Origin of the sequence: Plebeiibacterium marinum (assembly GCF_026013615.1) — a bacterium.
Taxonomy (GTDB): domain Bacteria; phylum Bacteroidota; class Bacteroidia; order Bacteroidales; family Marinilabiliaceae; genus Saccharicrinis; species Saccharicrinis marinus_A.
On sequence record NZ_JAPDPI010000018.1, the window covers coordinates 56,685 to 80,522 of the forward strand.

Here is a 23,838-nt window from a genome sequence, read left to right on the forward strand (position 1 = left end):
TGTTCCTTATATTTGTTTTATACCGTTTTTATTGATATTAGCCTTATAATTTCATGGTAAAAATGCTAATACAGGCAAATGTAGATAAAATGAGGCATGAATTTAGTGCATTTTATCATATATAGAAGAAAAATGATATTGGAACCAATAGATATTGAGATTTATTGATATCAGAATCCTTTTTTTGTAAATTACTATATCAAATATCATCAGACTACTTTAGTAACCCCTTAGTGCAAACTTAAATTTAGACATCGTGAAAATATTATCTCCACATCAAATCAGAGAAATTGACCAATATACCATCAAAAACGAACCAATTTCCTCACTTCACTTAATGGATCGTGCTGCCTCTGCAGCTACGGATTGGATTTTAAACAATCACATGGAGTACTCTTTTGCTATTTTTTGTGGAACGGGGAATAATGGAGGTGATGGATTGGTAATGGCAAAATATTTATCGCTATTACCTGTTAATATTAAAGTATTTGTTATCAAGTTTTCAGAACACCTTTCTCCCGATGCCCAAACAAACCTGGAAGTATTAAGAAAAACCAAACCTAATATTATATCTGAAATTACAGATGTTAGCGATATTGATTTCTCATGTTTCAACGAAGATGTTGTTTTTATTGATGCCATTTTTGGATCAGGGTTAAACCGCCCAACCAGAGGACTGGCAAAAAAAGTTATAGAACAAATTAACAACTGTACAAATACAGTCATTTCTATTGACATACCATCCGGACTGTTTGCTGAATACGACAGCTCCAGGATACTTGAAGGCGGAATTATTGAAGCAGATATCACCCTTTCATTTCAACTTCCCAAACTGGCATTTTTACTACCAGAAAACGCTAAATATGTTGGCAAATGGGAAATACTAAACATTGGACTCCTTGAAAAAGGTATCGATTTACAACAAACAACAAACTATTACACAGATAAATCCAAGATTCAATCCATCATTAAAAGCCGTGATAAATTCAGCCACAAAGGCAATTTTGGTCACGCCTTGTTAATTGCGGGAAGTTATGGAAAAATGGGTGCTGCAGTATTGGCTTCAAGGGCTTGCCTTAAAGCGGGTGTTGGTTTACTTACTGCTCACATCCCCCACTGGGGCTACCAAATCATCCAAAACTCCGTAGCTGAAGCCATGACAAGCATCGACAGGTCGGAAATGTTTTTTACTGAATTCCCACAACTCAACAATTATAACGCATTAGGAATTGGCCCCGGTCTGGATACCAAAAGAAATAGCGCAACAGCTTTTGAGGAACTGCTAAACCAACTGTCTGACCAAAAGCTTGTGGTTGATGCTGATGCTTTAAACATTTTAAGTCAAAATAAATTTTTATTGGTAAAACTCCCCAAGCACACCATACTAACACCCCATCCCAAAGAATTTGAACGTCTTGCAGGCAAATGGAAAAACGAAATGCACAGGCTTGAAATATTAAAAGATTTCTGCAAACAGTACAATGTAATTACAATCTTAAAAGGAGCCCATACTGTGGTTGCATTACCCGACGGCAACTGCTATTTTAACAGTTCCGGAAATCCGGGTATGGCCACCGCCGGAAGTGGTGATGTTTTAACAGGAATTATATTAGCTTTGCTGGCTCAGGGTTATTCGGAGAAGGATGCTGCTCTAGCTGGCGTATATATTCATGGCATGGCAGGGGACCACGCCTTAAAAAATGAATCTGAAGAATCTTTGATTGCCTCGGATATAATAACTAACCTTGGCAATGCGTTTAAATCATTAAGAAAACAATCAAAATAAAACACAAATAAAATGTATTTAATAAACAAAACAGTTCTTACCATATCCCTGACCATATTTTTATCGGTCGCAGCTTTAGGCCAAAAGAAAAATCCAATCAGTGCAGAAGTAAAGAAAACCAGTGACATTAGCAATGCCACTCAGGAATCTCTATCCTACCTGCTACCCAAAACAGCAATCAGGGTTGAAATCGAGTCTGAAAAAACCATAAAAAAAACAGGCCCCTATTACAGATATTCTCAGCGCTTTTTAAACCTTGCCGAGGTTATTACTGAAGACAGTGAAGAGTGGGCCATTAAAGGCATTAAAATCACTGCCATAGGTGTGCCCGACGAAAACAAGCGCTATAGTATTTTTTCAACAGGCAACACTTCGGCTACCATGGTAAACCTTACCCACGATGGAATCTTAGCCGGGATAAACAACAATGATGTCAACACAAAAAGCAATATTTGCCAAAAGAAAAAAAAGTGTGATAACCCATCGTTAAGCGACATCAATTTTGACAACATTCCACTGCACGAGGACTTGCTTTACAAAACCAGCACTGCAGCAATGGCACAAGAAGCAGCAAACATGATTTATAAAATCAGGAATAACCGCATTGATCTATTGTCTGGTGAATTAGAAAACCTGCCACCAGATGGGAAAGCATACAAAACCGTTTTAGAAGAACTAAATAAACTTGAAAAAGATTTTGTTTCACTGTTCAGCGGAAAAAAAATATCATTCACTAAAAAAGAAACTTTTTTGGTTATCCCCGACCCAATCAGCTCATACAACAACCATGTAATTTGCAGATTTTCAAAACAAAAAGGCATTGTTGACCCAATGGATATTACTGGCACTCCAATATATTTCAAATTGAATGCTGCCACTTTTAAAAAGTTGGAGAACAAAGCAACAGAACCAAATAAAAATCCAATTAAAAACGGACTTTTTTATTGCCTTCCAGGAACAGCGTCAATCCAGATAATTGACAAGAATAAAGAGATATCTTCAAAAAATGTTTCTCTGGCCCAATATGGACAGGTTGTTTCCATGCCTGCATCAATCTTGGAGCAAGAAAAAGTTGTAATAAAAATATGTCCTGTTACAGGTGCATTGATTAGCATCCAATAACATAATCAATTAGTCAAAAAACTAAGGCCTTCTGTTGTTTAAAGAAACCAGTAAGGCCTTTTCTTATTTAACTGATTCTTATCAGAACCTTTTCCTTTCAAATTCCTTAATTTTATCGTTCGTATTTTTTAATCATGAAATAAGATGCTCCATAATCTTATTCCCAATAAAAAACTTTACTATATGAATAACGAGATATCGAAATTAGAACCTATTTCATTATGGGAGAATTTCTACGCTTTAACACAGATTCCCCGCCCAAGTAAAAAAGAACAACAAGCAGCTAAGTATGTGGAGGAATTTGGCAAAAAGTTAGGCTTAGAAACAATCGTTGACAAAACCGGAAATGTTATTATAAAAAAGCCGGCAACGCCAGGTATGGAAAACAGAAAAACTATTTTACTGCAAGGCCATGTCGACATGGTACCTCAAAAAAATAGTGATAAGCAACATGATTTCGGAAAAGATCCCATTGAAACATATATTGAAGATGGCTGGGTAAAGGCTAACGGCACTACTTTAGGAGCAGATAACGGAATCGGAGTTGCTGCTGCCATGGGCATTCTTCAATCAAAAGACATTCCTCATGGCCCTATTGAAGCTCTGTTTACCATAGATGAAGAAACCGGAATGACAGGAGCTTTTGGTCTGGAAGCCGGAATGCTGGATGCTGATATCCTAATCAACATGGATTCGGAGGACGAAGGAGAACTATATGTGGGGTGTGCAGGAGGGTCGAATGCCAATATGGAATTCTCTTATAGCGAAGTTCAAACAGAAGCCAATACGGTAGCGTTTAAAATCTCATTAACAGGTTTAAAAGGTGGCCATTCCGGCATGGACATCATCTTAGGCAGGGGCAATGCCAACAAGTTAATGTTTCGCTTGTTAAAAGAACTTGTAGCAGCTTACGGGGTGCGTTTAGCTTCAATTGATGGAGGCAGCTTAAGAAACGCCATTCCTCGTGAAGCATTTGCTGTTGTTACCGTTCCTGCAAACAATGTGATTGAATTTTCAGAAACTGTTGAAGAATTTTCATCTACATACAAAAGTGAACTTGCAGCCACTGAACCGGATTTATTATTAGTTGCAGAACAATGCGACATGCCTTCTTCATTAATGGATGAAATAGCGCAAGACGACCTGGTTAACTCCATCCAGGCTTGTCCTAATGGCGTTATCAGAATGAGTGATGCCATGCCGGGCTTAGTTGAAACCTCATTAAATCTTGCCATTGTTAAATCCGAGGGTGGAAAAACAAAAGTATTATGCCTTATCCGGAGTTCTGTTGATACAGCTAAAGAAGATGTTGAATCCACATTAGAGAGTTTATTCCGATTAGCGGGAGCAAAAGTAGAATTTAGCGGTCAATACCCGGGATGGAAACCAAATCCGGAATCTGAAATACTTCAGGTAATGAAAGATGTTTACAATAATGAATTTGGTAAAATACCGGAAATTAAAGGTATCCATGCAGGATTGGAATGTGGTATTTTAGGAGCTGTATATCCAAACTGGGATATGATCTCATTTGGCCCGACTATACGCTTCCCTCACTCCCCTGATGAAAAGGTAAATATTGAAACCGTTGGAAAATTCTGGAAGTTTTTATTGGAAACACTTAAAAATGTACCTGCAAAATAATTAAAGGAGCCTTAGTGCTCCTTTTTTTTTACGCAGCTATAACTTCATCAATATCTCTGCAGCCTTCTGGTTTTCAATAATCTTGCGCACATATAAGTTTTGTGTTACCTGCCTGCCCAGGCTCACCAGATCAACAGCAGCCTTTAGGGTATTCCCCGACGGATTTGTACCATTGGGCAAAGCGGGTAAGGCGCCCCTCCCCTTTTCATTTGACTTTATCTTATCATTTACCAGATAACCACCGCTATATTCAAACTTAATAGGGAAATTAGCAACTATATGGCCATCACAAGATACTTCAACCCCATCGGCATTATTGCTTGTTAATTCAATATCTTGCAATACATCAGCAATTATAGCACCCGATTTGGCTACCAGATCAACTTGTTGTCCTTCAACATTTGCAAATGTTGTTTCATTTAAATAACCACTTAACAAATCTATGCACGAAGCAAACTGTTGTATGGCAACAACAAAGTTATTGTTGCCAAACTGCGTCTGCCCTTCCTCATATTTTGATTTGGCAGCTTCTATAGCTTCTGCTTTCCTTTTGGCCTTTAACTCTTTATAAACCTGCTTCGACAAGCGATAATATACATATGTATTGGATAAATCTTCCCACTTATCCTCATACTCATATCCCTCTAAAAACTCTGTCGATGTTGACTTGATCCTGTTTTGAAGATAATCATGCACCCCATTTTTATCTTCCACCTGATACATCACCGCCTCCGCTTTAATATTGGCATTTATCTGTCCTGAAATATCTGCCAAAGCCTTATTTTTAGCTTTGTCCTCATAAAGCATGGGCGAACCTACTTTAGGAACAATACCAATCCCATGGTAATACAAATCATTTGATGGTCTTTCTTTTAACCAGCCAGGCTTGGTCTGCTCCAACAACTCTGCCTGCTTTTTAGTTGATGAGCAGTTCATCAATACCAGCACAAAAAACAGGCAGGAAATATTTTTAAAAATCATAATTAATTCTCTGGTTTATAATTAGCAATCTCCGAAACAATTGTTTTCACACATTTGCTCACCAACTCCTTTTCCAAAACGCTACTTGACTTTGCTGTCCTTTTACTTTTCAAAAGCGACTGAAGATCCGATACAGCTGAACTATTGGTATTAATATAATCTTCACTACTGTCCTTTGATAAATATTTCCAATACCCCGGAACTAGTTTTTTATAATCCCCTTCGTAAACAGCATAATGCAACTGGTCCTTTTCCTGTTGGTTAAAAACATTATTAACAGCAAGCTCATCACGATCCGTTCTTTTCATTGAATACTCCAGGGCAATTTGAACATAACGACTCATTTCATACTCATAGTATGTCACCTTATCATATACCGTTTTCTTTTTTGTCAACCCGGTTTCCTTGTCTTTATATTCCACTGTTCTTTTTAAATATCCACGCTTTTCATTTTTCACCAGTTTCCCATTGTAGGTTTTATAATCCTGAATCTTACAACTTAACACGGCCTTTGCAGCAATATATTCCTGAACTAAATCCTTGTTTCTATCATACTCTTTTGCTATAGCTCCGGAATTTGCTTCCACAAAGGGGTTGTTCTCTTTTGTTTTAGTTGTACTTACTTCATACAATGGATTGTTCATCCCTGTTATGCCATTAACAATTTTACTTTTGAGATTGGAAGCCAGAGTTTGATACGATGAATAAGGAACTTTTATATGATCCACAAAGATAGTAACCTTTGCCTCGTTCAATGATTGGTTCATCAGCTCAATACTGTTTTCATATGCTTTTACATGATCTATAATCTGCTTAAAAGTAAAATATGATGAACGAAACATCTTGTTATCCATTTGCTCCTTACCTGCTCTGTAAATTGGCTCATATTTGGCCACAACCCATTTAGACTGAGCATCTTTATAGTTATTATTCAGAGATAATATCTCACTAAACACTTGTTCAGACGCAACAAACTCCTCCAAATCAAGGGCTTTCACTGCCTCCATATACAATGAACTTAAATAAGTATCCTCAACTTCTTTATAATATGTCCTTTGATCTTCAGGAAAGATAAGATTCATCCCCACCTCTTTTAGCTTATTATTATAATTATCAGCCTCACGAAAAGAATAAACCGCCTCTTTGGGAGTGCCGTTTTGGTACTGACTTTTAAACTTTTCAATATAATCATCAAGCACCAACTGGCCAGTTCGCTGGAGTGCTATTTTTGCATCAATATTGTTGATATTCTTTAATAAAGAATTATAATATTGGTTCGCCGCATCGGCGTATAACCCTGAATTTTCAAGCTCTAACCCTTTTTTCACATAACGTTTACTGGCACAACCAAACACTAGGACCAATACACAAAAAAGAAGTACAAATTTCCTCATTATATACAATTCATTTAAATATTTAGATTTGTTTACTGCATCATTTGAATTAAGTTACCCTCTGTCGTTAAAAATTTCTTCATTAAGTTGGCAGTAAGGCACGAATGCACCGGCAGTATCCCAATAACATCACCTGGCTTTAATGATATAATTTTATCATAATGCGCTTTGATAATCCCATGCTCCTGCGACAGGGTCTTTACCTCCCCTATCTCTGACTCCACATCCCATTCCATCCCCCGTAGACTCACAGCCTTTCCATAAGAACAACTACCATCTCCTTTAGTTACTCTATCCTTTGACAAATGAACAGCCCCTGAATGTACAACAATTTCATTTCTCTGCGGATGAACTGCAATTACAGGAGCAGCCAGGCAAACAGCTACATCTGTAAGCTGGCAACAACCAATTTCTGATTGCATATAATCATAGAAAACAAAATTCCCGGGACGAAATTCATCTACACCCTGAAAACCATCATAAACCGAACAGCCAGGTGTATCCCCCCAAGACAACTGCATCAATGGGAAACTGTCTTTTAGAAAAACTTTTAATGCCAAAAACTTTTGCAGTGACAATTCTGTCTCTTTCACAATCGAATCTACACCTCTTGCTTCATATGTATTTCCGGCATGAGTTAAAAAACCGATAAATATAAGCTTCCGGGTATCCCTCAACTTATTCAGCAAACCTTTTATCTCAACTAAATCATCAGCATCCATACCTGTCCTGTGATAACCGGTATCCGCTTTTATAAAAACACCCACAGGATATTTTAACTGTTCTTCCAGAACTTGTATTGTATAGCCATCTTCAACAACAATATTGAGGTTAATTTTAGCAGCCAGTTGATTAATTATATCAACATTTAAAATGGTAGCAGTTATAGCAACAGTAATGTCCTCCCAACCCTTCCGGGCAAAGTACTCAGCCATTTTAAATGACGAAACAGTAATACAACCAACTCCTTCCTCCTTAAACCACTCCCCAATTACTGCAGACTGATGTGTTTTAAAATGAGGTCGGAACACCCCTCCCCATTTTTTAATACGGTTATTCATTGTCCTGATATTCCGCCTACAGATATCCGGATTCAAAAGCAATGTTGGCTCACTAATAATACCCATAACATTATTTTTATCAGCCAAATTTAATAACAAAAGCCTGACTAACAAAAGTTAATCAGGCTTCCTATATGAATTTGAATTTTTCTTATTTTGCTGCCCTCACAATAGTCTGATCCCTATCCGGACCTACTGAAACAATTGTAATAGGCACTTCAAGCTCAGCCTCAAGGTAACTAATATAGTTATTTAACTCTTCAGGGAACTCATCCTCCGATTTCATCCCGGTCAAATCTGCATTCCAACCAGGTAATTCATCATAAACCACCTCTAAATTATCAGGTAATTCAAATGGAAACTCTGTAGTCTCTTCACCGTCAATTTTATAGGCTGTTGCTACTTTAATGGTTTTAAAAGAACTTAACACATCTCCCTTAGTCATAATCAACTGAGTAACCCCATTAATCATAACTGAATACTTCAACGCTACCAAATCCAACCAACCGCATCTGCGAGGCCTTCCTGTTGTAGCTCCAAACTCATGACCTGCTTTACGAAGTTCTTCTCCTGTTTCACATTCCAGCTCTGTTGGAAATGGTCCACTTCCAACCCTTGTACAATAGGCCTTAAAGATACCAAACACTTCACCAATTTTGTTTGGAGCCACCCCCATACCGGTACAAGCTCCCGCACAAATAGTATTTGATGAGGTAACATAAGGATAGGATCCAAAATCAATGTCCAACAAAGTCCCCTGGGCACCTTCGGCCAAAACAGACTTTCCGTCTTTTAAGTAACCATTGATTTGATGTTCACTATCAATTAAGGTAAATTTCTTTAAACACTCGATACCTTCCTTTAAGCCCTTTTCAAACTCCTCAATATTATACTCAAAATTATACATAGAAAGGAGTTGCTCATGCTTCTTTTTCAGGTCGCTATATTTTTCGTCAAAATTACTAAGTATATCGCCTACCCTTAGACCATTTCTACCGGTTTTATCCATATACGTAGGACCAATTCCTTTTAACGTAGAGCCAATCTTTGTTTTTCCTTTAGATGCTTCTGAAGCTGCATCTAAAATTCTATGGGTAGGTAAAATAAGATGAGCCTTCTTTGAGATAACAAGATTTTTGGTCATATCCATACCTCTTGCTTCCAATTCGTCTATTTCTTGTTTAAAACTAATAGGATCAAGCACTACTCCATTACCAATAATATTCATTTTTGATTCATGAAATATACCTGAAGGAATATTGTGTAACACATGCTTAATGTTATCAAACTCCAGTGTATGGCCTGCATTAGGACCGCCCTGAAAACGTGTAATAACATCATACTTTGGAGTAAGTACATCCACAACTTTTCCTTTACCCTCGTCTCCCCATTGAAGACCAAGAAGAACATCAACTTTCATTATATAATTGTTTAAACTTTTTTACGTACCAGCAAGAAACTGTTAGCTAAATTTTTTCGACCAGCAAAAATAACTATTAATAATGTTATAATATCATGGTTTTTGATATATTTTTAAAGCAAACATACAATCCCCTATAAACATTGGGCTGCATACATTCCAATATTTTTACATAGAAATACCAACAAGTGTATTACTGACAGTTTTTACACACCCCATAAATATATAGTGAATGATGCGAAACACTGAAATCCAAGGTTCCACTGGCATTATTTAACACCGACTGTATTCCAGGGTCGCAAAACTCAATCACACTGCCACAGTGTGTGCATATTAAATGATCATGCTGTTTCGACTCGAAAGATTTTTCAAACTGAGCAATGTTTTTTCCAAATTGATGCTTAATAACCAATTTGCACTCAAGTAACAAATCAATGGTATTATACAAGGTAGCCCTACTCACCCTATAATTTTTATTTTTCATAAAAATATAAAGCGATTCAATGTCAAAATGACCGTCTCTGGTGTATATCTCCTCTAATATTGCAAATCTTTCAGGCGTTTTTCGGTGGCCATTCTTTTGCAGAAACTCAGTGAAAATTCTTTTTACCACCTCCTTTGTTTTCACCTTATCCATAAATAAACCAATTATAAATAGCTGGCTAAAGATAAATATTTTAACTAAATAATAAAACGATAGTTTAGACTAAATTAAAACAAGAAATTTATTTTTGAATTCTTTCCTGTCTGATTACAGTATGCACCCCTTTTATTTTCATGATGTTATATATCAAATTATTCAAATCTTCAACATTGTGTATATAAAGATGAATAATCCCATCAAAAATACCATCATGACTCTCAACGTTAATGGATCGCATATTAACGTTCTGATCATCAGAGATCACTTTGGTTATTTTACTTACAATACCAATCTGATCAATTCCGGTAAGATTTATAATAGCCAAAAAGGAAAGTAATTTATGCGTAGTCCATTCTGCAGATACAATTTTATTGCCCTGGCTTGACATAAGCTTAATAGCAACCGGACATTTTCTGTTATGAAGTATCACTTTTTCATCGTCATCCACATAGCCTACCACATCATCACCCGGTATTGGATTACAACAACTTGCTATAATGTAATTATTTGCATCGGTATCATCCGACAATACAAAGGGCTTCTTTTTATCTACTTTTTTAGGGTTTGGGGCTTTCTCCTTTTTACCTCCTCCAAACGACAATGTCCAATACTTGATCCACTTATTCGAGGATTTTTCTTTTAATATCTTATCAATATTATCCAGAGTTATTTTGCTACTGCCAATTTTAAAATAAAGCTCCTCTTTTCGTTCAATTTTATGATATTTGAGGAGTTTATTTAAAATCCGGTTATTAGTTGTAAGCTTCTTTTTATTCAATGCCTCCTCAACTAATTTTTCCCCTATGGCAATAATTTCTTTACGCTCCTTTTTAAATACGTCCTTAATCGCCTTCTTTGCCTTTGCTGTTAACACAGACTTTAACCATTCGTATTTAGGGGTTTGCTTTTCCGATGTCAATATCTCTACCTGATCCCCGCTTTTAAGCTCATAACTAACCGGAACCAGCTTATAGTTTACTTTTGCCCCTATACACTTGTACCCTAGCTTTGTATGAATTTCAAATGCAAAATCAAGAGCAGTAGATCCCTTTGGCATAACTTTCACTTCCCCTTTTGGGGTAAAGATCATAATCTCTGATGAAAACAGATTCAATTTAAAATCATCCAGAAACTCAAGCGAGTCTGCCGGTGGATTTTCGAGAATATCACGAATACGCTGAAGCCAGTTCTCCAACTCTGAATCCTTTTCCTGAACTTCTTTGTATTTGTAATGAGCAGCAAAACCTCGTTCTGCAATCTCATCCATTCTTTCACTGCGGATTTGTATTTCTACCCATTTCCCATTCGGCCCCATAACAGTGGCATGTAAAGCCTCATATCCATTGGCCTTGGGGGTACTAACCCAGTCGCGCAGGCGATCAGGCTTTGGTTTATAAATATCTGTTATTAAGGAATAGATATTCCAGCATTGTGCTTTCTCCGGAGAAAATTCATTTTGCTTAAATACAATTCGGATTGCCAGCACATCATAAATCTCATCAACCGGAATATTCTTTTTTTGCATTTTATTCCAGATGGAGTATACCGATTTGGGGCGTGCCTTAATTTCAAATTCAATACCCGCTTTACCAAGTGATTCCTCTATTGGTAATACAAACCTCTCTAACAGATCTTTGTTTCGGCTTTCACTATGCTCAATCTGACTTACTATATCCTGGTAAACTACGGGATGTTCATATTTAAGACTCAGGTCTTCAAGTTCGGTTTTTAAAGAATACAGACCTAAGCGGTGTGCAAGCGGGGCATACATAAAAAGTGTTTCTCCTGCTATTTTCAACCTTTTGTGCTCAGGCATTGATCCCAGGGTTCGCATGTTATGAAGCCTATCAGCCAACTTAATGATGATCACCCTCACATCCTCAACCATTGTCAGCAATAACTTTCGAAAGTTCTCAGCCTGAGCAGACTGGTTTTTATCAAAAACTCCAGATAACTTGGTAAGCCCATCAACGATTGAAGCAATCTTTTTTCCAAATATGGCTTCTAAATCTTCATATGTATAGTCGGTATCTTCGATAACATCATGAAGCAAAGATGCAGCTACACCTGTAGTACCCAGACCAATTTCTTCTGCCACAATCCTTGCTACTGCCAAAGGATGCAAAATATAAGGCTCACCAGATTTTCTCCGAACCCCTTTATGTGCTTTCCTGGCTAACTCAAAGGCTTTGTCTACTATTAAAGCACCCTTACCCGTTTTGCAACGGGGGCACTCATCAAGCAAAGCTTCGTATTCTTTCTTGATGATTTCATTCTCCTCTATTTCCGATAGAACTTTGCTCATTAACCTAAAACATACGATTATAAACCCTAAAACTCAATTCTCAAAACTAACAATATTAGTAAAAAAAAGCTACTTTCCTGCAACTACTACATGAAAATCATCTTTTACTAAGTATTTTACTGCCAATTCTTTTATTTCTTCAGCTGTTATATTAATAATTGTCTGCTCCAGCTCATTAAAAAAACCGATTGTCAGATCAAATCCAAGCAGTCCCCTATAGGCTTCAGACAGGGCAAAAGGTCCGTCAAGGTTCCTCATTAAATCGCCCAACATATAATTTTTTACACGGGTCAATTCCTCATCCGAAACCACCTCTGAACGCAGCTTTTCCATTTCAGCAAAAACTTCCTCAACTGCCAGCTCTCTTTTTTCTGCCAAAACCTCTGTTGAAACCCCAATCATCCCGGCCTTCACAAAAGAAGTTATAAAGGATGATATCCCATAAGTAAGACCTTTCTCTTCCCTTAGGTTTGCCATTAATCTGGAACCAAAATATCCACCAAACAATGTATTCAGAACCATCAAAGGCAAAAAATCAGGGTGCGATTTTGTTACCCCAAGCCTTACAATTCTCAAAGCCGACTGTATAGCGTTGTCTTTTTTAACAATGTGCAAGCCTCCCTTTATCGCGGGCACATCTGGCACAACAGAAACATCTTCAGTATTGTTATGCCAATCATCACCACCAAAATATTGATTTAACAAGTTGTTAAAATCACTATTGGTTTTACCTGCTACAATTATCCTGCACAAATCAGAAGAATATTGCGCTTTATGAAACTCCTTCAGATCACTGATTTTCAATGCATCATAATGTTTCAACTTCGCCACCTTACCATAAGGATGATCCTCTCCAAACAACACCTCCAAAGATTCACGGTGTGATAGCACCTTTACTTTTTCTGAATCCACATGAAAATCCTGTCGCTTTTTCGACAAATAAACATCAAACTCATGTTTTGAAAATGTCGGTTTCTTAATAATATCTTCGATAACAGGCAATAATTCAGGCAAATATTTGGTTAAGGCATACAGGGTAATCTGAGCATGGTGATAATTTACCGATTGCCCTAAAAAAGCCCCGTAATAATCAATTTTCTCTGAAATTTCCGCAGAAGTCATACCAACAGTTCCCTCTTGCATCAGGTGATTTGTAAATGAAGCCACCAACGGTTTTTGTGCCTGAACAGAACCCGCAGGAAAAATAAAGTCAATCTTCACAACATCCTGGGTTCCTCCATTGATTACATGAACAGGTATCCCATTATTTAACTTAAACTCTTTGCCATCTATAATAGATAACCCGGCAGGCAACACAAACGACGGAGCAGTATTTCTTGCTAACATATTTTCTCTTTTTTACTTATTGACAGATAATATAGCTTAGAGCAATTACTCTCCACCAGCACCCTATTAGCGCAAGCCTTTATATCTTCCGCAGTCACACTCCTATACTTATCCACTTCGTGATTAATATCCTCAGCCCTACCTAACAACTCAAACTGAGCCAGGTTCATTGCTTTGTTGAGGAAATTTATTTCTGAAAAAGTTAATGTAGACTCAACCTTGTTTTTTACCTTTTGCAATTCATATTCTTCTACCAAAACATTTTTAATTTCAGCAATTTCCTCCCAAATAGCCTCTTCTGCTTCATAAATGGTAGCATGATCTGATATATTCCCGGCAAAAGTGAACAAGCCATTTTCTATATCTCCTGAAATATAGGCATGAAGGTCTGTAAATAATTTTTTACCCTTTACCAACCTTTGATATAACCTGGAGCTTGCCCCATTTGACAAAACATCCGACAACATATCTAAAGTATGATATTCAGCATCTCTCCTGCCACACATATGAAATGTCATTTGAAGCATATCGGAAGGCACATCACGCTCTACTTTTTTTATCCGCATTTCTTTTTGAACCGGTTCTGTTGGCAACTGACGCTTTTTAACCTGCCTTGACGGAATATCACCAAACCACTTTTTAACCAATCCATATACTTCATCCGGCTCTACATTTCCAGTAACAGAAACAATTGCATTATTGGGTGCATAATGCGAATAAAAAAACTGTTTAACATCGTCAAGATTTGCCTCTTCTATATGTTTTATATCTGCTCCAATAGTAGGCCATTTATATGGATGAACCTTATATGCGAGTGGCCTTAACAACAATGGCACATCGCCATAAGGTTGATTAAGGTACCTTTGCTTATATTCCTCTATCACTACTTTCTTTTGAACATCAAGCGACTCCTGTGAAAAATCCAGCTCAAGCATCCTGTCCGATTCCAGCCAAAGACCTGTTTCAAGGTTGGCAGCCGGAAGGGTTAAATAATAATTTGTCAGATCATTACTGGTCCATGCATTATTATCTCCTCCCACTTTTTGTAAAGGTTCATCGTATGAAGGAATATTTGCACTACCTCCAAACATTAAATGCTCAAACAAATGAGCGAAACCGGTTTTCTCCTCATCCTCATCCTTAGCTCCCACATCATACAAAACATTAATAGCAGCCAATGGAGTGGTTTTATCCTGATGCACTATCAGCTTCAACCCATTTTCGAGTGTATATTTTTTAATTTCTATCATTATTTCAAAAACAAGACATTATCCTTAAAACCAATATTTATCCTTATTGGTTAACTGTTCTAGCACTTCTTTATATTCTGCTATTATTTCTTCCATTATCTCTTTTACCGGCATAATCCTTTCTATCATAGAAGAAACCTGACCAATTTCGAGCTCCCCTTCATCCAGATCTCCCAAAAAGATTCCTTTTTTTGCACGTCCCTTACCGAGCAATTCTTTTAGCTCCTCAACAGAAGCTCCTCTTCTTTCTGCATCTTCTACTTGTCGGGAGAACATATTATGTATCAACCTAACTGGCCCCAATTGTTTCAAGGTCAGCAACGTCCCTCCTTCTCCGGCTTCTAAAACTTTATTCATAAAATTGGGGTGTGCCGAAGATTCCTTACTCACAGCAAACCTTGATCCTATCTGAACGCCATCTGCCCCTAACGCCATCGCTGCAGCCATCGCTCTTCCGGATCCAATGCCTCCTGCTGCAATGAGTGGCAAATGGGTTGCTTTTTTAATTTGTGGAACTAACACCATAGTGGTAGTTTCCTCCTTGCTATTATGCCCCCCGGCCTCAAATCCTTCTGCAACCAAAACATCCACACCACTGTCTTCACATTTTTTTGCAAAACGACTATTGGCAATCACATGCGCCACAACAATACCATTATCCTTCAACCTCTGGGTGTATTTTGCAGGATTACCGGCACTAGTAAACACAACTTTGACTCCTTCTTCAATAATAATATCAATGAGTTCTTCCACATTAGGATACAATAGAGGCACATTGATTCCCCAGGGCTTAGCTGTAGCCTCCTTCATTTTTGCTATATGCTCTCTTAATACCTCTGGATACATAGAGCCTGCCCCAAGCAATCCCAATCCTCCGTTATTACTAACTGCAGAAGCCAGTTTCCACCCACTGCACCATACCATCCCGCCTTGCACAACCGGATATTTAATCCCAAACAACTTCGTTATACTATTTGCCATATGTTTTCCAAAAACTTAATTTGCAAATATATCAAATAATCAATGCGCTACACCTTCACATGTTATGAATAAAGCATGTTACACTGTGAATATTTCTTAAAACCAAACATCGATAACCCCCGGAACAAACACATCCTGCCATACCCACTGATTTTCAATCCAATAAATCGACTCAAAAATTTAATTAGTGGAAAATGGCTGAAATATATCATGTTTTGAATCTTTTTTTATTAATTTCAGTATATAATTATTAACACTTATTAACGCACACAGAATACGCATTAACCTAATTACAAAATAAACCTTACAGTATTAAACACATAAATTCAAGTATAACATTGCAACAAACCTCTCTTACACCAATAAATCATTTAACTTAAATTTAAATCATGGCACGAAGTAAAAAAGACGACACCTTAATTTTTAAATGTGGCGAAACTCACAAAATCAACTACTTTACTCACTTATACGGAAAAGATGAGGAAGTAAAACGCTTTTTAAAAAGAAACTGTGCATTGGGAACTATTGAAAACAAAACGCACTTAGAACTTTTTCAGCTCATTGAAAGAGAGCTTGGAATCCCACAACCTTGAAATTCCTTTAAAATCAGCAATCAGACCCTCTAAACAAAGCAAGTTTAGGGGGTTCGTTTTTATATAGGACAACGATCCTCCCAAACAGTCTTTGTGTGAAATCGAAGATTTTACAAAGAATGACATATATTTTTACAATCTTTACAAGTGAAACCCTCTTATCTGAAATTGAAAAATATGTCTGGAGAAAAAATACTAAAAAGATTACTCATCTGGCGCTTAAGACATGTCAGCAACAGGCAGTTCTTAATAATCCTGAGTATCATCATCGGAGTAGCCGCAGGCCTTGCAGCCGTAATCATAAAACAATCTGTAGGTTATATCCATCACTTTGTACACGACACAATTTCTCATAGCGGGTTTGAGTGGTTGTTTTTAATAGCTCCCGGGATAGGGGTACTGCTAACTGTTTTATTTATTAAATATGTTGTAAGGAGGCCTGTCAGACATGGCATTCCTAATGTTTTATACGCTATTTCAAAAAACGAAGGAAAGATGAACCGACACAATATGATATCCTCCGTTATTGCAAGTTCTTTTACTGTGGGTTTTGGTGGATCCGTTGGTCTGGAAGGCCCTACTGTTTCAACCGGGGCAGCAATAGGGGCCAACCTGGGAAAGTTATTGCACCTAAACTATCGTCAGATAACCCTGTTGCTCGGGTGTGCCTGTGCAGGAGCCATGTCGGCTATATTCAAAGCGCCTATTGCTGCAATTGTTTTTGCATTGGAGGTTATCATGCTAGATTTAACTCTAACCTCACTAGTCCCTTTGCTCCTTTCTTCTGCATCGGCAGTTGTTATCTCTTACCTTTTTCTGGGACAAGAAGTTGTTTATCCTTTTATTGTTGAACACACGTACAACCTTCACGAATTAGTATTCTATGTATTGCTGGGCCTGGCTTGTGGTTTTGTGGCCACCTATTTTACCCGTATGTACAAATACATCGAATTTCTTTTCGAAAAAATAAATAACGGATGGAGCAGACTAGCACTTGGAGCATTCTGCCTCGGTATTTTAATGATATTCTTCCCTCACTTATTTGGCGAAGGCTACGAAGTAATTAACGGCGCTTTAAATGGAGACTTGTTCTACTTGCACGATGTTGGAGTATTTAGCCATTTGAACGACAGCTTTGTCAATTTTATCATTATCATGTTTTTAACCATCGGGGTAAAAGTAATAGCCACTTCAGTAACTTTTGGTAGTGGTGGGGTTGGAGGAATATTTGCCCCAACATTGTTTATGGGGGCCAACACAGGTGTATTATTTGCTACCATTATCAACAAGATGGGATGGATTGATCTTCCTGTTAAAAATTTTGCATTAATAGGGATGGCCGGCCTCATTGCAGGAGTACTCCATGCTCCACTGACAGGCCTTTTTCTAATCGCAGACTTGTCCGGTGGTTATACCATGTTTTTACCCTTAATGATAACTGCTACAATAAGTTTTGTTACAGCCAAAACATTTGAGAAACATTCAGTTTACACACACCAATTAGCGCAACGAAAAGAATTGTTAACCCACGATAAAGATCAAAACATAATGACAATGATGGATGTTAACAAATTAATTGAAACAGACTTTGCCATTATTTCACCTGATGCAAACCTTGGGGATTTAGTACGAGTGATTTCTAAAGCCCACCGCAATTTATTTCCGGCAGTTGATAAAAATGGGATACTCAAAGGAATGGTAAAAATGGATGACATACGAGAAATAATATTTGAGCCGGAAAAATATGAAAAGATTAAAGTAAAAGACCTGATGTATATGCCGGAGTACTTTATTAGTCCGGATGACGGCATGGAAGATCTTGTAGAAATTTTCAGAAAATCCGGAAGGTTTAACATTGCAGTTATCGACAAAGGTAAATACCTTGGCTTTATCTCAAGGGCTAATGCGTTTACTGCATATCGCAATCAACTAAAACGATTCTCTTCCGACTACTAACATCATAACATGGAAACCACAGAAATACTATTAAAAATAAGAGAAATACAAAAAAATGCTGATAAGAAGTTTTTTAACCAGGGAATTTTTCCATCCTACAGGCAAAATATATTAACCAGGCGGAAGATTGCCGACGACAACATATTCTTTTCTGCTTCAATACTTTATATCTTAGACTCCTATACTCATCTTTACAATGAAAAAGAGCTGAAAATTTATAGTGATATAAAAAAAGAGGTAACCCAAAATTTTGATTTTTACACCAACAAGCCAAACAGAAATTCATTTAACTTTTGGAGGAAAGAAAATGGCAAGCATTTTCCCAACGGGCCTGTTTTTTCAAAGTTAGCCAAATTCAAACTCCCTGACGATATTGACACTACGTCCTTAATACAATTATGCAAAAAACCTCCATATAAATATGCCTTAAAAACAAAGCAGGCCATACCGAACCATGCCAACACGGTAAAGCTCAAAATAAAAAACGGGCACAAAAGCCTGCAACACCTTAAAGCCTACTCTACCTGGTTTGGCAACAACATGCCAATAGAATTTGACGTATGTGTTTTATCCAACCTGTTTTTATGGATTAACGAATATAATTTTGATTTAAACCAACATGATTTAGACAGCTTAAAATTACTGGAAACAACCATATGTGAATCTTTATATTTTAAATCCCCTTTCCATTCTTCCCCAGAATACCCTAATGCTTCCATCATACTATACCATCTTGCAAGGCTAATAGCAAAAACAAACTACCTCAATAAATACAGAAGCAAACTGGTTGGGGATATTATAAAACTCAAAAACCAAACGAAAGACGCATTCCAACTTTTAATTCTCAACAGTTCTTTATCTAAATTAGGCATATATACCAATAACGCCAATACAAACGAATTAATGCCAAACCTCTCTAATCATTGGTGGTTTACAGCCGGATTACTCTCAATTTACGGTAATAGCATCATCCAAAAGATAGCACCGTGGAGTATTTTTCATTTCAGGTTTGTTTGCCCTGCTCTTAATCTCTCTTTACTTTTAGAGAATAAGCTTATTGCAGTTCCAAACCTTAAAACCAAATAAAAAACAGCAACACGAACTACCATACAACGGCTATTGGATTATTTTTTTCAAAAAAAATAACTTTTTCTTTTATTTACAAAAACAGGGACTTCATACACAAAGCATCTAAATTCATTTGTAAAAACACTCACAAACCACAATGGGCTCCTCCTCTCCAACGCCCTCAATCCCTTTTGTTTATTGGAGTTCTCATGTATTTAAGCTATTTTTGTACCACAAGTTTGCAGAAGGCAAACTACAAGACAGATTTAGATAAAAGTATAACATAAAAATATTTAAGAAGTACCCCCCTAACCCATTTTTCTACACTATCAGTGAGGCAAACTGCCGCCTATTTTAATTGTGCAGTGATTTTAATATCATACTTAACCGGCACTATCAATACAAACAAAAAAGGGTTTCAAAATTTTGAAACCCTTTTTTGTTTGTTTAATGCTTTTATCTGGATCTACGCCCATCCCGTTTATTATCAAATTTCCCTCTCTGCTTTCTTTTGGGCGGCTTTGCAGTTGCCACTTCTACATGAAGTTTTTCACCTTCAAAATTCACCCCTTTTAAAGCACTGATAACAGGTTTATATCCTGATTCATCAACTTCAAAGAAAGAAAAATTCCTTAAGATTTCTATTTTGCCAAAACTAACTTTATTTCGATCCGTATTTTCGTTTACAATCCCCATTAAACGCTGAGCTGTCATTCCATGAGCCTTACCAACATTAATGTATAAACGACTATATTTTCCATTACCCCTTCTTCCTGAAGATTTATCCTTGTCAAGATCCTTTTTATAAACGTTCAAATCTTTCGCACCTTCATAATAGGCAATGAATCTATTAAACTCAACAGAAACAAAACGTTTGATCAATTCCTCGCGATCAAAGTCCGATAGTTTTTCAATAATCTGGGGAACAAATCCTTCTATTTGCTCATGATTTATATCCACTTTTTCAACCCTGTCAACTAAGTGAAACAATTGACGGGTACAAATTTCATCACCCGAAGGAATCATTTCCCTTTTAAACTTTATTCCTGAAATACGCTCAATTTCACGGATTTTACTATTTTCCTTGGTATGGATAATGGCAACACTAGTACCCGTTTTTCCGGCCCTACCGGTCCTTCCACTCCTGTGTGTATAAGCTTCTATATCATCAGGCAAGTTATAATTTATAACGTGCGACAAATCATTTACATCAATTCCCCTGGCAGCCACATCTGTAGCAACCAAAATTTGCAAATGTCGGCTCCTGAAACGATGCATTACCTGATCCCTTTGCGCTTGCGACAAATCCCCATGCAATGCATCTGCATTATAGCCATCTCCAATTAATTTTTCTGCAACTTCTTTGGTTTCATGACGGGTTCTACAAAAAACTATCCCAAAAATATCCGGGTTAATATCTGCAATACGCTTTAACGCCAAATACCGGTCTCTTGCATGCACCATATAATAAATATGATCCACAGTTACTGCTCCCGCATTTTGTTTTCCCACCTTAATTTCAACAGGATTTGTAAGATACCTGTTAGACATGTTTTCAATCTCTTTTGGCATTGTTGCAGAAAACAACAATGACTGTCTATCGTCAGGTGTGTTTGAAATAATTGAATCCAGTTCATCTTTAAAACCCATATTCAACATTTCATCCGCTTCATCAAGTACCAGATACCTAAGACCTCCCAGTTGCAAAACACCTCTTTTACAAAGGTCATTAACCCTTCCTGGTGTTCCAACTACAATCTGGCTTCCTTTTTTAAGCTCCCTGATTTGCTTACCAATATCAGCTCCGCCATACACCGCAGTTACATACAATCCCTGGATATACTTAGAATACGCAACTAAATCTTTGGTAATCTGAAGTGCCAATTCACGCGTTGGACATAACACCAACACCTGTACTTTTTTATTTTTGCACTCAACACTTTCAATTATCGGCAAACCAAACGCAGCGGTTTTACCGGTTCCTGTTTGTGCTAATGCAACAACGTCGTTAGTACCATCTTTTAATTCTGGGATTGTTCTTTCTTGAATTGGCGTAGGATTTACATATCCCAACTCATTAATCGCCTTTAGAACTTCCGGAGACAAGCCGGTTTCTTCAAATGTTATCATAAACTACCTTTTTTTCAGCCGCCCCACTTTTATTCTATTTGAAAAAACAATGCCCTAAAGCGAAGTCCGCCGAATCTTTTTAATGTGAATGATTTATACCTTTGTATTAAATCGTGCGCAAAGGTAGTCTTTATTTGATATAAAATACTTGCTTAAAAACATAAATACACCCACCCCACTCCAGTAAGCATTGATAATCTGCATATTAAGAGCTTTTCTGTCAATATTATTTAACATTAGTAAACACAATTACAACCCAATAACTATCCCAAATCATCTGTTTTTTAGCTGCCTGCCAGACCCTTATCATTTTTTTGACTTAATTTAACATACGCAATTCATTGAATTCATATACTTTTGTGCCGCTATGGAAAGTGCTTCAATTTATTTCAGACGTTTTTTAATTTGGCGTGTCAAAAACATTAGCCAAAAAAGGTTTATCCTTATATTAAGTCTTTTTACAGGGATTTTGAGTGGTTTAGCTGCTGTGTTACTTAAAAATACAATTCATTTTACACATCACTTATTGACCGGGCAATTCCACATTGAAAATACCAATCTATTATATTTGGCATATCCTGTGATTGGTATTTTTATTACAGTATTATTTGCCAAATTGATTATCAAGGACAGCCTGGGACACGGAGTGTCTAAAATCCTATATTCATTAAGTAAAGGAGGTGGCAAAATAAAAAACCACAATAATTTTTCATCCATTATTGCAAGTACTTTCACTATTGGTTTTGGAGGATCTGTTGGAGCGGAGGCGCCCATTGTTCTTACGGGGGCATCAATAGGCTCTTCACTTGGGAGGTTATTCCATCAAAACTACAAAACCATCTCATTGTTAATTGGCTGTGGCGCTGCAGGAGCTGTTTCAGGTATTTTCAAAGCCCCAATGGCAGGATTGGTATTTACCCTTGAAGTACTAATGCTCGGACTAAGTATGGCTTCGCTGGTGCCATTGATAATTTCAGCTTTTAGCGCTGCCTCCGTAGCCTATTTTTTTATGGGTGATGGCGCTGAATTTTCATGGCACCTGGAAAATCAATTTGTATTAAACAACATCCCATTTTACATTGTATTAGGCATTTTGGGTGGGTTAATTTCGCTATACTTTACCAGAATGCTAATGTGGACTGAAAACAAATTCAGAAAAATAGACAACCCATACTTCAGACTACTTGCCGGAGGAATTGTATTGAGCATCCTGATTTTTATTTTTCCCCAATTGTATGGTGAAGGATATAATACCATTACTGCATTTTTAAACGGGAATAAAGACATTGTTTTTGACAATAGTATATTTTATAGTTTAAGAGGCTACGAATGGTCACTTATTGGAATACTTGCCCTATTAATAGTTTTTAAAGTATTTGCTTCTGCAGCTACAACAGGAAGCGGTGGAGTTGGTGGTATATTTGCACCTTCGCTTTTTACAGGAGGGGTATTGGGCTATTTTTTTGCCCGGCTAATAAATGCATCGGGTCTATACTTGCTCCCAGAAAGCCATTTTACGTTAGTAGGAATGGCTGCCATTATGGCCGGGGTTTTGCATGCCCCCCTGACTGCCATTTTCCTAATAGCGGAGATTACACATGGGTACGACCTGTTTGTTCCTTTAATGATTACTTCTACCATTTCATACCTTACTATAATGTACTTTGAACCGCATTCGATATATACCAAGCAACTTGCCCGAAAAGGAGAACTGCTTACACATCACAAGGACAAAGCGGTTTTAACTCTTATGCGACTAAATAAAGTTTTGGAAACAGACTTTTTACCTGTAAAATCAACTGACACCCTGGGTGTTTTAGTCAAGACAATTGCCAAAGCAAAGCGTAACCTGTTTCCTGTGATTGGTTCCAAAGGTCAGCTAAAGGGGATCGTTATTTTAGACGATATACGGGAAATCATGTTTAACCACGATAGATATAACGATACTGTTGTTGAAGACTTGATGCAGGTCCCCCCGGCCTTCATTGAAATAAATGAGAGCATGGATTCTGTTATGAAAAAATTTGAAGAGACCGGTGCCTGGAATTTACCGGTTATTGAAAATGATAAATACATGGGATTTGTTTCCAAATCAAAAATATTCTCGGTATACCGTAGAGTACTGATTCACTTTTCGGATGAATAATTTTCTGAAAC

Annotated in this window: 17 protein-coding genes; 7 read left to right on the forward strand and 10 right to left on the reverse strand. The window is 37.2% G+C overall.

Going from position 1 to position 23,838, the window contains the following annotated elements; genetic code table 11:
- Nucleotides 1–256: 256 nt before the first annotated feature.
- The 3 genes from OM074_RS10155 (at nucleotide 257) to OM074_RS10165 (ending at nucleotide 4,552) form a co-directional block, all read left to right on the forward strand.
- A complete protein-coding gene (locus tag OM074_RS10155) occupies nucleotides 257–1,786 on the forward strand; it encodes an NAD(P)H-hydrate dehydratase (RefSeq protein ID WP_301199362.1) in 1,530 nt (509 codons plus the stop codon).
- A 12-nt stretch (nucleotides 1,787–1,798) separates the two neighbouring features.
- The gene (locus OM074_RS10160; protein ID WP_301199363.1) at nucleotides 1,799–2,908 is read left to right on the forward strand and encodes a DUF4831 family protein; all 1,110 of its coding nucleotides are present in this window, start codon (nucleotides 1,799–1,801) and stop codon (nucleotides 2,906–2,908) included.
- 183 nt (nucleotides 2,909–3,091) lie between these two features.
- Entirely contained in the window at nucleotides 3,092–4,552 is a 1,461-nt protein-coding gene (locus tag OM074_RS10165; protein ID WP_301199364.1) for an aminoacyl-histidine dipeptidase, read from the forward strand.
- A 36-nt stretch (nucleotides 4,553–4,588) separates the two neighbouring features.
- Here OM074_RS10165 and OM074_RS10170 read toward each other — a convergent pair whose 3' ends face one another.
- The 9 genes from OM074_RS10170 to OM074_RS10210 all read right to left on the reverse strand — a co-directional run bounded on the left by OM074_RS10170 (nucleotide 4,589) and on the right by OM074_RS10210 (nucleotide 15,934).
- Complete coding sequence (locus OM074_RS10170) at nucleotides 4,589–5,533, reverse strand: LPP20 family lipoprotein (protein ID WP_301199365.1); 945 nt, start codon at nucleotides 5,531–5,533, stop codon at nucleotides 4,589–4,591.
- 2 nt (nucleotides 5,534–5,535) lie between these two features.
- Entirely contained in the window at nucleotides 5,536–6,927 is a 1,392-nt protein-coding gene (locus tag OM074_RS10175; RefSeq protein WP_301199366.1) for a hypothetical protein, read from the reverse strand.
- 32 nt (nucleotides 6,928–6,959) lie between these two features.
- Complete coding sequence (locus OM074_RS10180) at nucleotides 6,960–8,054, reverse strand: alanine racemase (RefSeq protein WP_301199367.1); 1,095 nt, start codon at nucleotides 8,052–8,054, stop codon at nucleotides 6,960–6,962.
- Nucleotides 8,055–8,139: 85 nt separating this feature from the next.
- On the reverse strand, nucleotides 8,140–9,408 hold the full coding sequence (locus tag OM074_RS10185; protein WP_301199368.1) for an adenylosuccinate synthase: 1,269 nt from the start codon (nucleotides 9,406–9,408) through the stop codon (nucleotides 8,140–8,142).
- A 193-nt stretch (nucleotides 9,409–9,601) separates the two neighbouring features.
- On the reverse strand, nucleotides 9,602–10,045 hold the full coding sequence (locus OM074_RS10190) for a Fur family transcriptional regulator (protein WP_301199369.1): 444 nt from the start codon (nucleotides 10,043–10,045) through the stop codon (nucleotides 9,602–9,604).
- Between the two features lie 88 nt (nucleotides 10,046–10,133).
- A complete protein-coding gene (locus OM074_RS10195) occupies nucleotides 10,134–12,356 on the reverse strand; it encodes a RelA/SpoT family protein (RefSeq protein ID WP_301199370.1) in 2,223 nt (740 codons plus the stop codon).
- Between the two features lie 69 nt (nucleotides 12,357–12,425).
- A complete protein-coding gene (locus OM074_RS10200; protein ID WP_301199371.1) occupies nucleotides 12,426–13,703 on the reverse strand; it encodes a M16 family metallopeptidase in 1,278 nt (425 codons plus the stop codon).
- Nucleotides 13,697–14,953: a M16 family metallopeptidase gene (locus OM074_RS10205; RefSeq protein ID WP_301199372.1), complete on the reverse strand. Its 1,257-nt coding sequence runs from the start codon at nucleotides 14,951–14,953 to the stop codon at nucleotides 13,697–13,699. The genes OM074_RS10200 and OM074_RS10205 overlap by 7 nt, the downstream gene beginning before the upstream one ends.
- 24 nt (nucleotides 14,954–14,977) lie before the next feature.
- Complete coding sequence (locus OM074_RS10210) at nucleotides 14,978–15,934, reverse strand: NAD(P)H-dependent flavin oxidoreductase (RefSeq protein WP_301199373.1); 957 nt, start codon at nucleotides 15,932–15,934, stop codon at nucleotides 14,978–14,980.
- Between the two features lie 389 nt (nucleotides 15,935–16,323).
- Here OM074_RS10210 and OM074_RS10215 point away from each other — a divergent pair, with 389 nt between their 5' ends.
- The 3 genes from OM074_RS10215 (at nucleotide 16,324) to OM074_RS10225 (ending at nucleotide 19,569) form a co-directional block, all read left to right on the forward strand.
- Nucleotides 16,324–16,527 carry a hypothetical protein gene (locus OM074_RS10215; RefSeq protein ID WP_301199374.1) on the forward strand — a complete coding sequence of 68 codons (204 nt, stop codon included), beginning with the start codon at nucleotides 16,324–16,326 and terminating at the stop codon, nucleotides 16,525–16,527.
- Between the two features lie 177 nt (nucleotides 16,528–16,704).
- Nucleotides 16,705–18,483, forward strand: coding sequence for a chloride channel protein (locus tag OM074_RS10220; RefSeq protein WP_301199375.1), 1,779 nt, complete (start codon nucleotides 16,705–16,707; stop codon nucleotides 18,481–18,483).
- Between the two features lie 9 nt (nucleotides 18,484–18,492).
- Nucleotides 18,493–19,569 (forward strand): hypothetical protein, encoded by a 1,077-nt coding sequence (locus OM074_RS10225; RefSeq protein ID WP_301199376.1) that lies wholly within the window; start codon nucleotides 18,493–18,495, stop codon nucleotides 19,567–19,569.
- A gap of 438 nt (nucleotides 19,570–20,007) precedes the next feature.
- Here OM074_RS10225 and OM074_RS10230 read toward each other — a convergent pair whose 3' ends face one another.
- Nucleotides 20,008–21,681, reverse strand: a complete 1,674-nt coding sequence (locus tag OM074_RS10230) for a DEAD/DEAH box helicase (protein WP_301199377.1) — start codon at nucleotides 21,679–21,681, stop codon at nucleotides 20,008–20,010.
- Nucleotides 21,682–22,048: 367 nt separating this feature from the next.
- On the opposite strand from OM074_RS10230, the gene OM074_RS10235 reads away from it, so the two are divergent.
- Nucleotides 22,049–23,827, forward strand: a complete 1,779-nt coding sequence (locus OM074_RS10235) for a chloride channel protein (RefSeq protein WP_301199378.1) — start codon at nucleotides 22,049–22,051, stop codon at nucleotides 23,825–23,827.
- The last annotated feature ends 11 nt before the right edge of the window (nucleotides 23,828–23,838 follow it).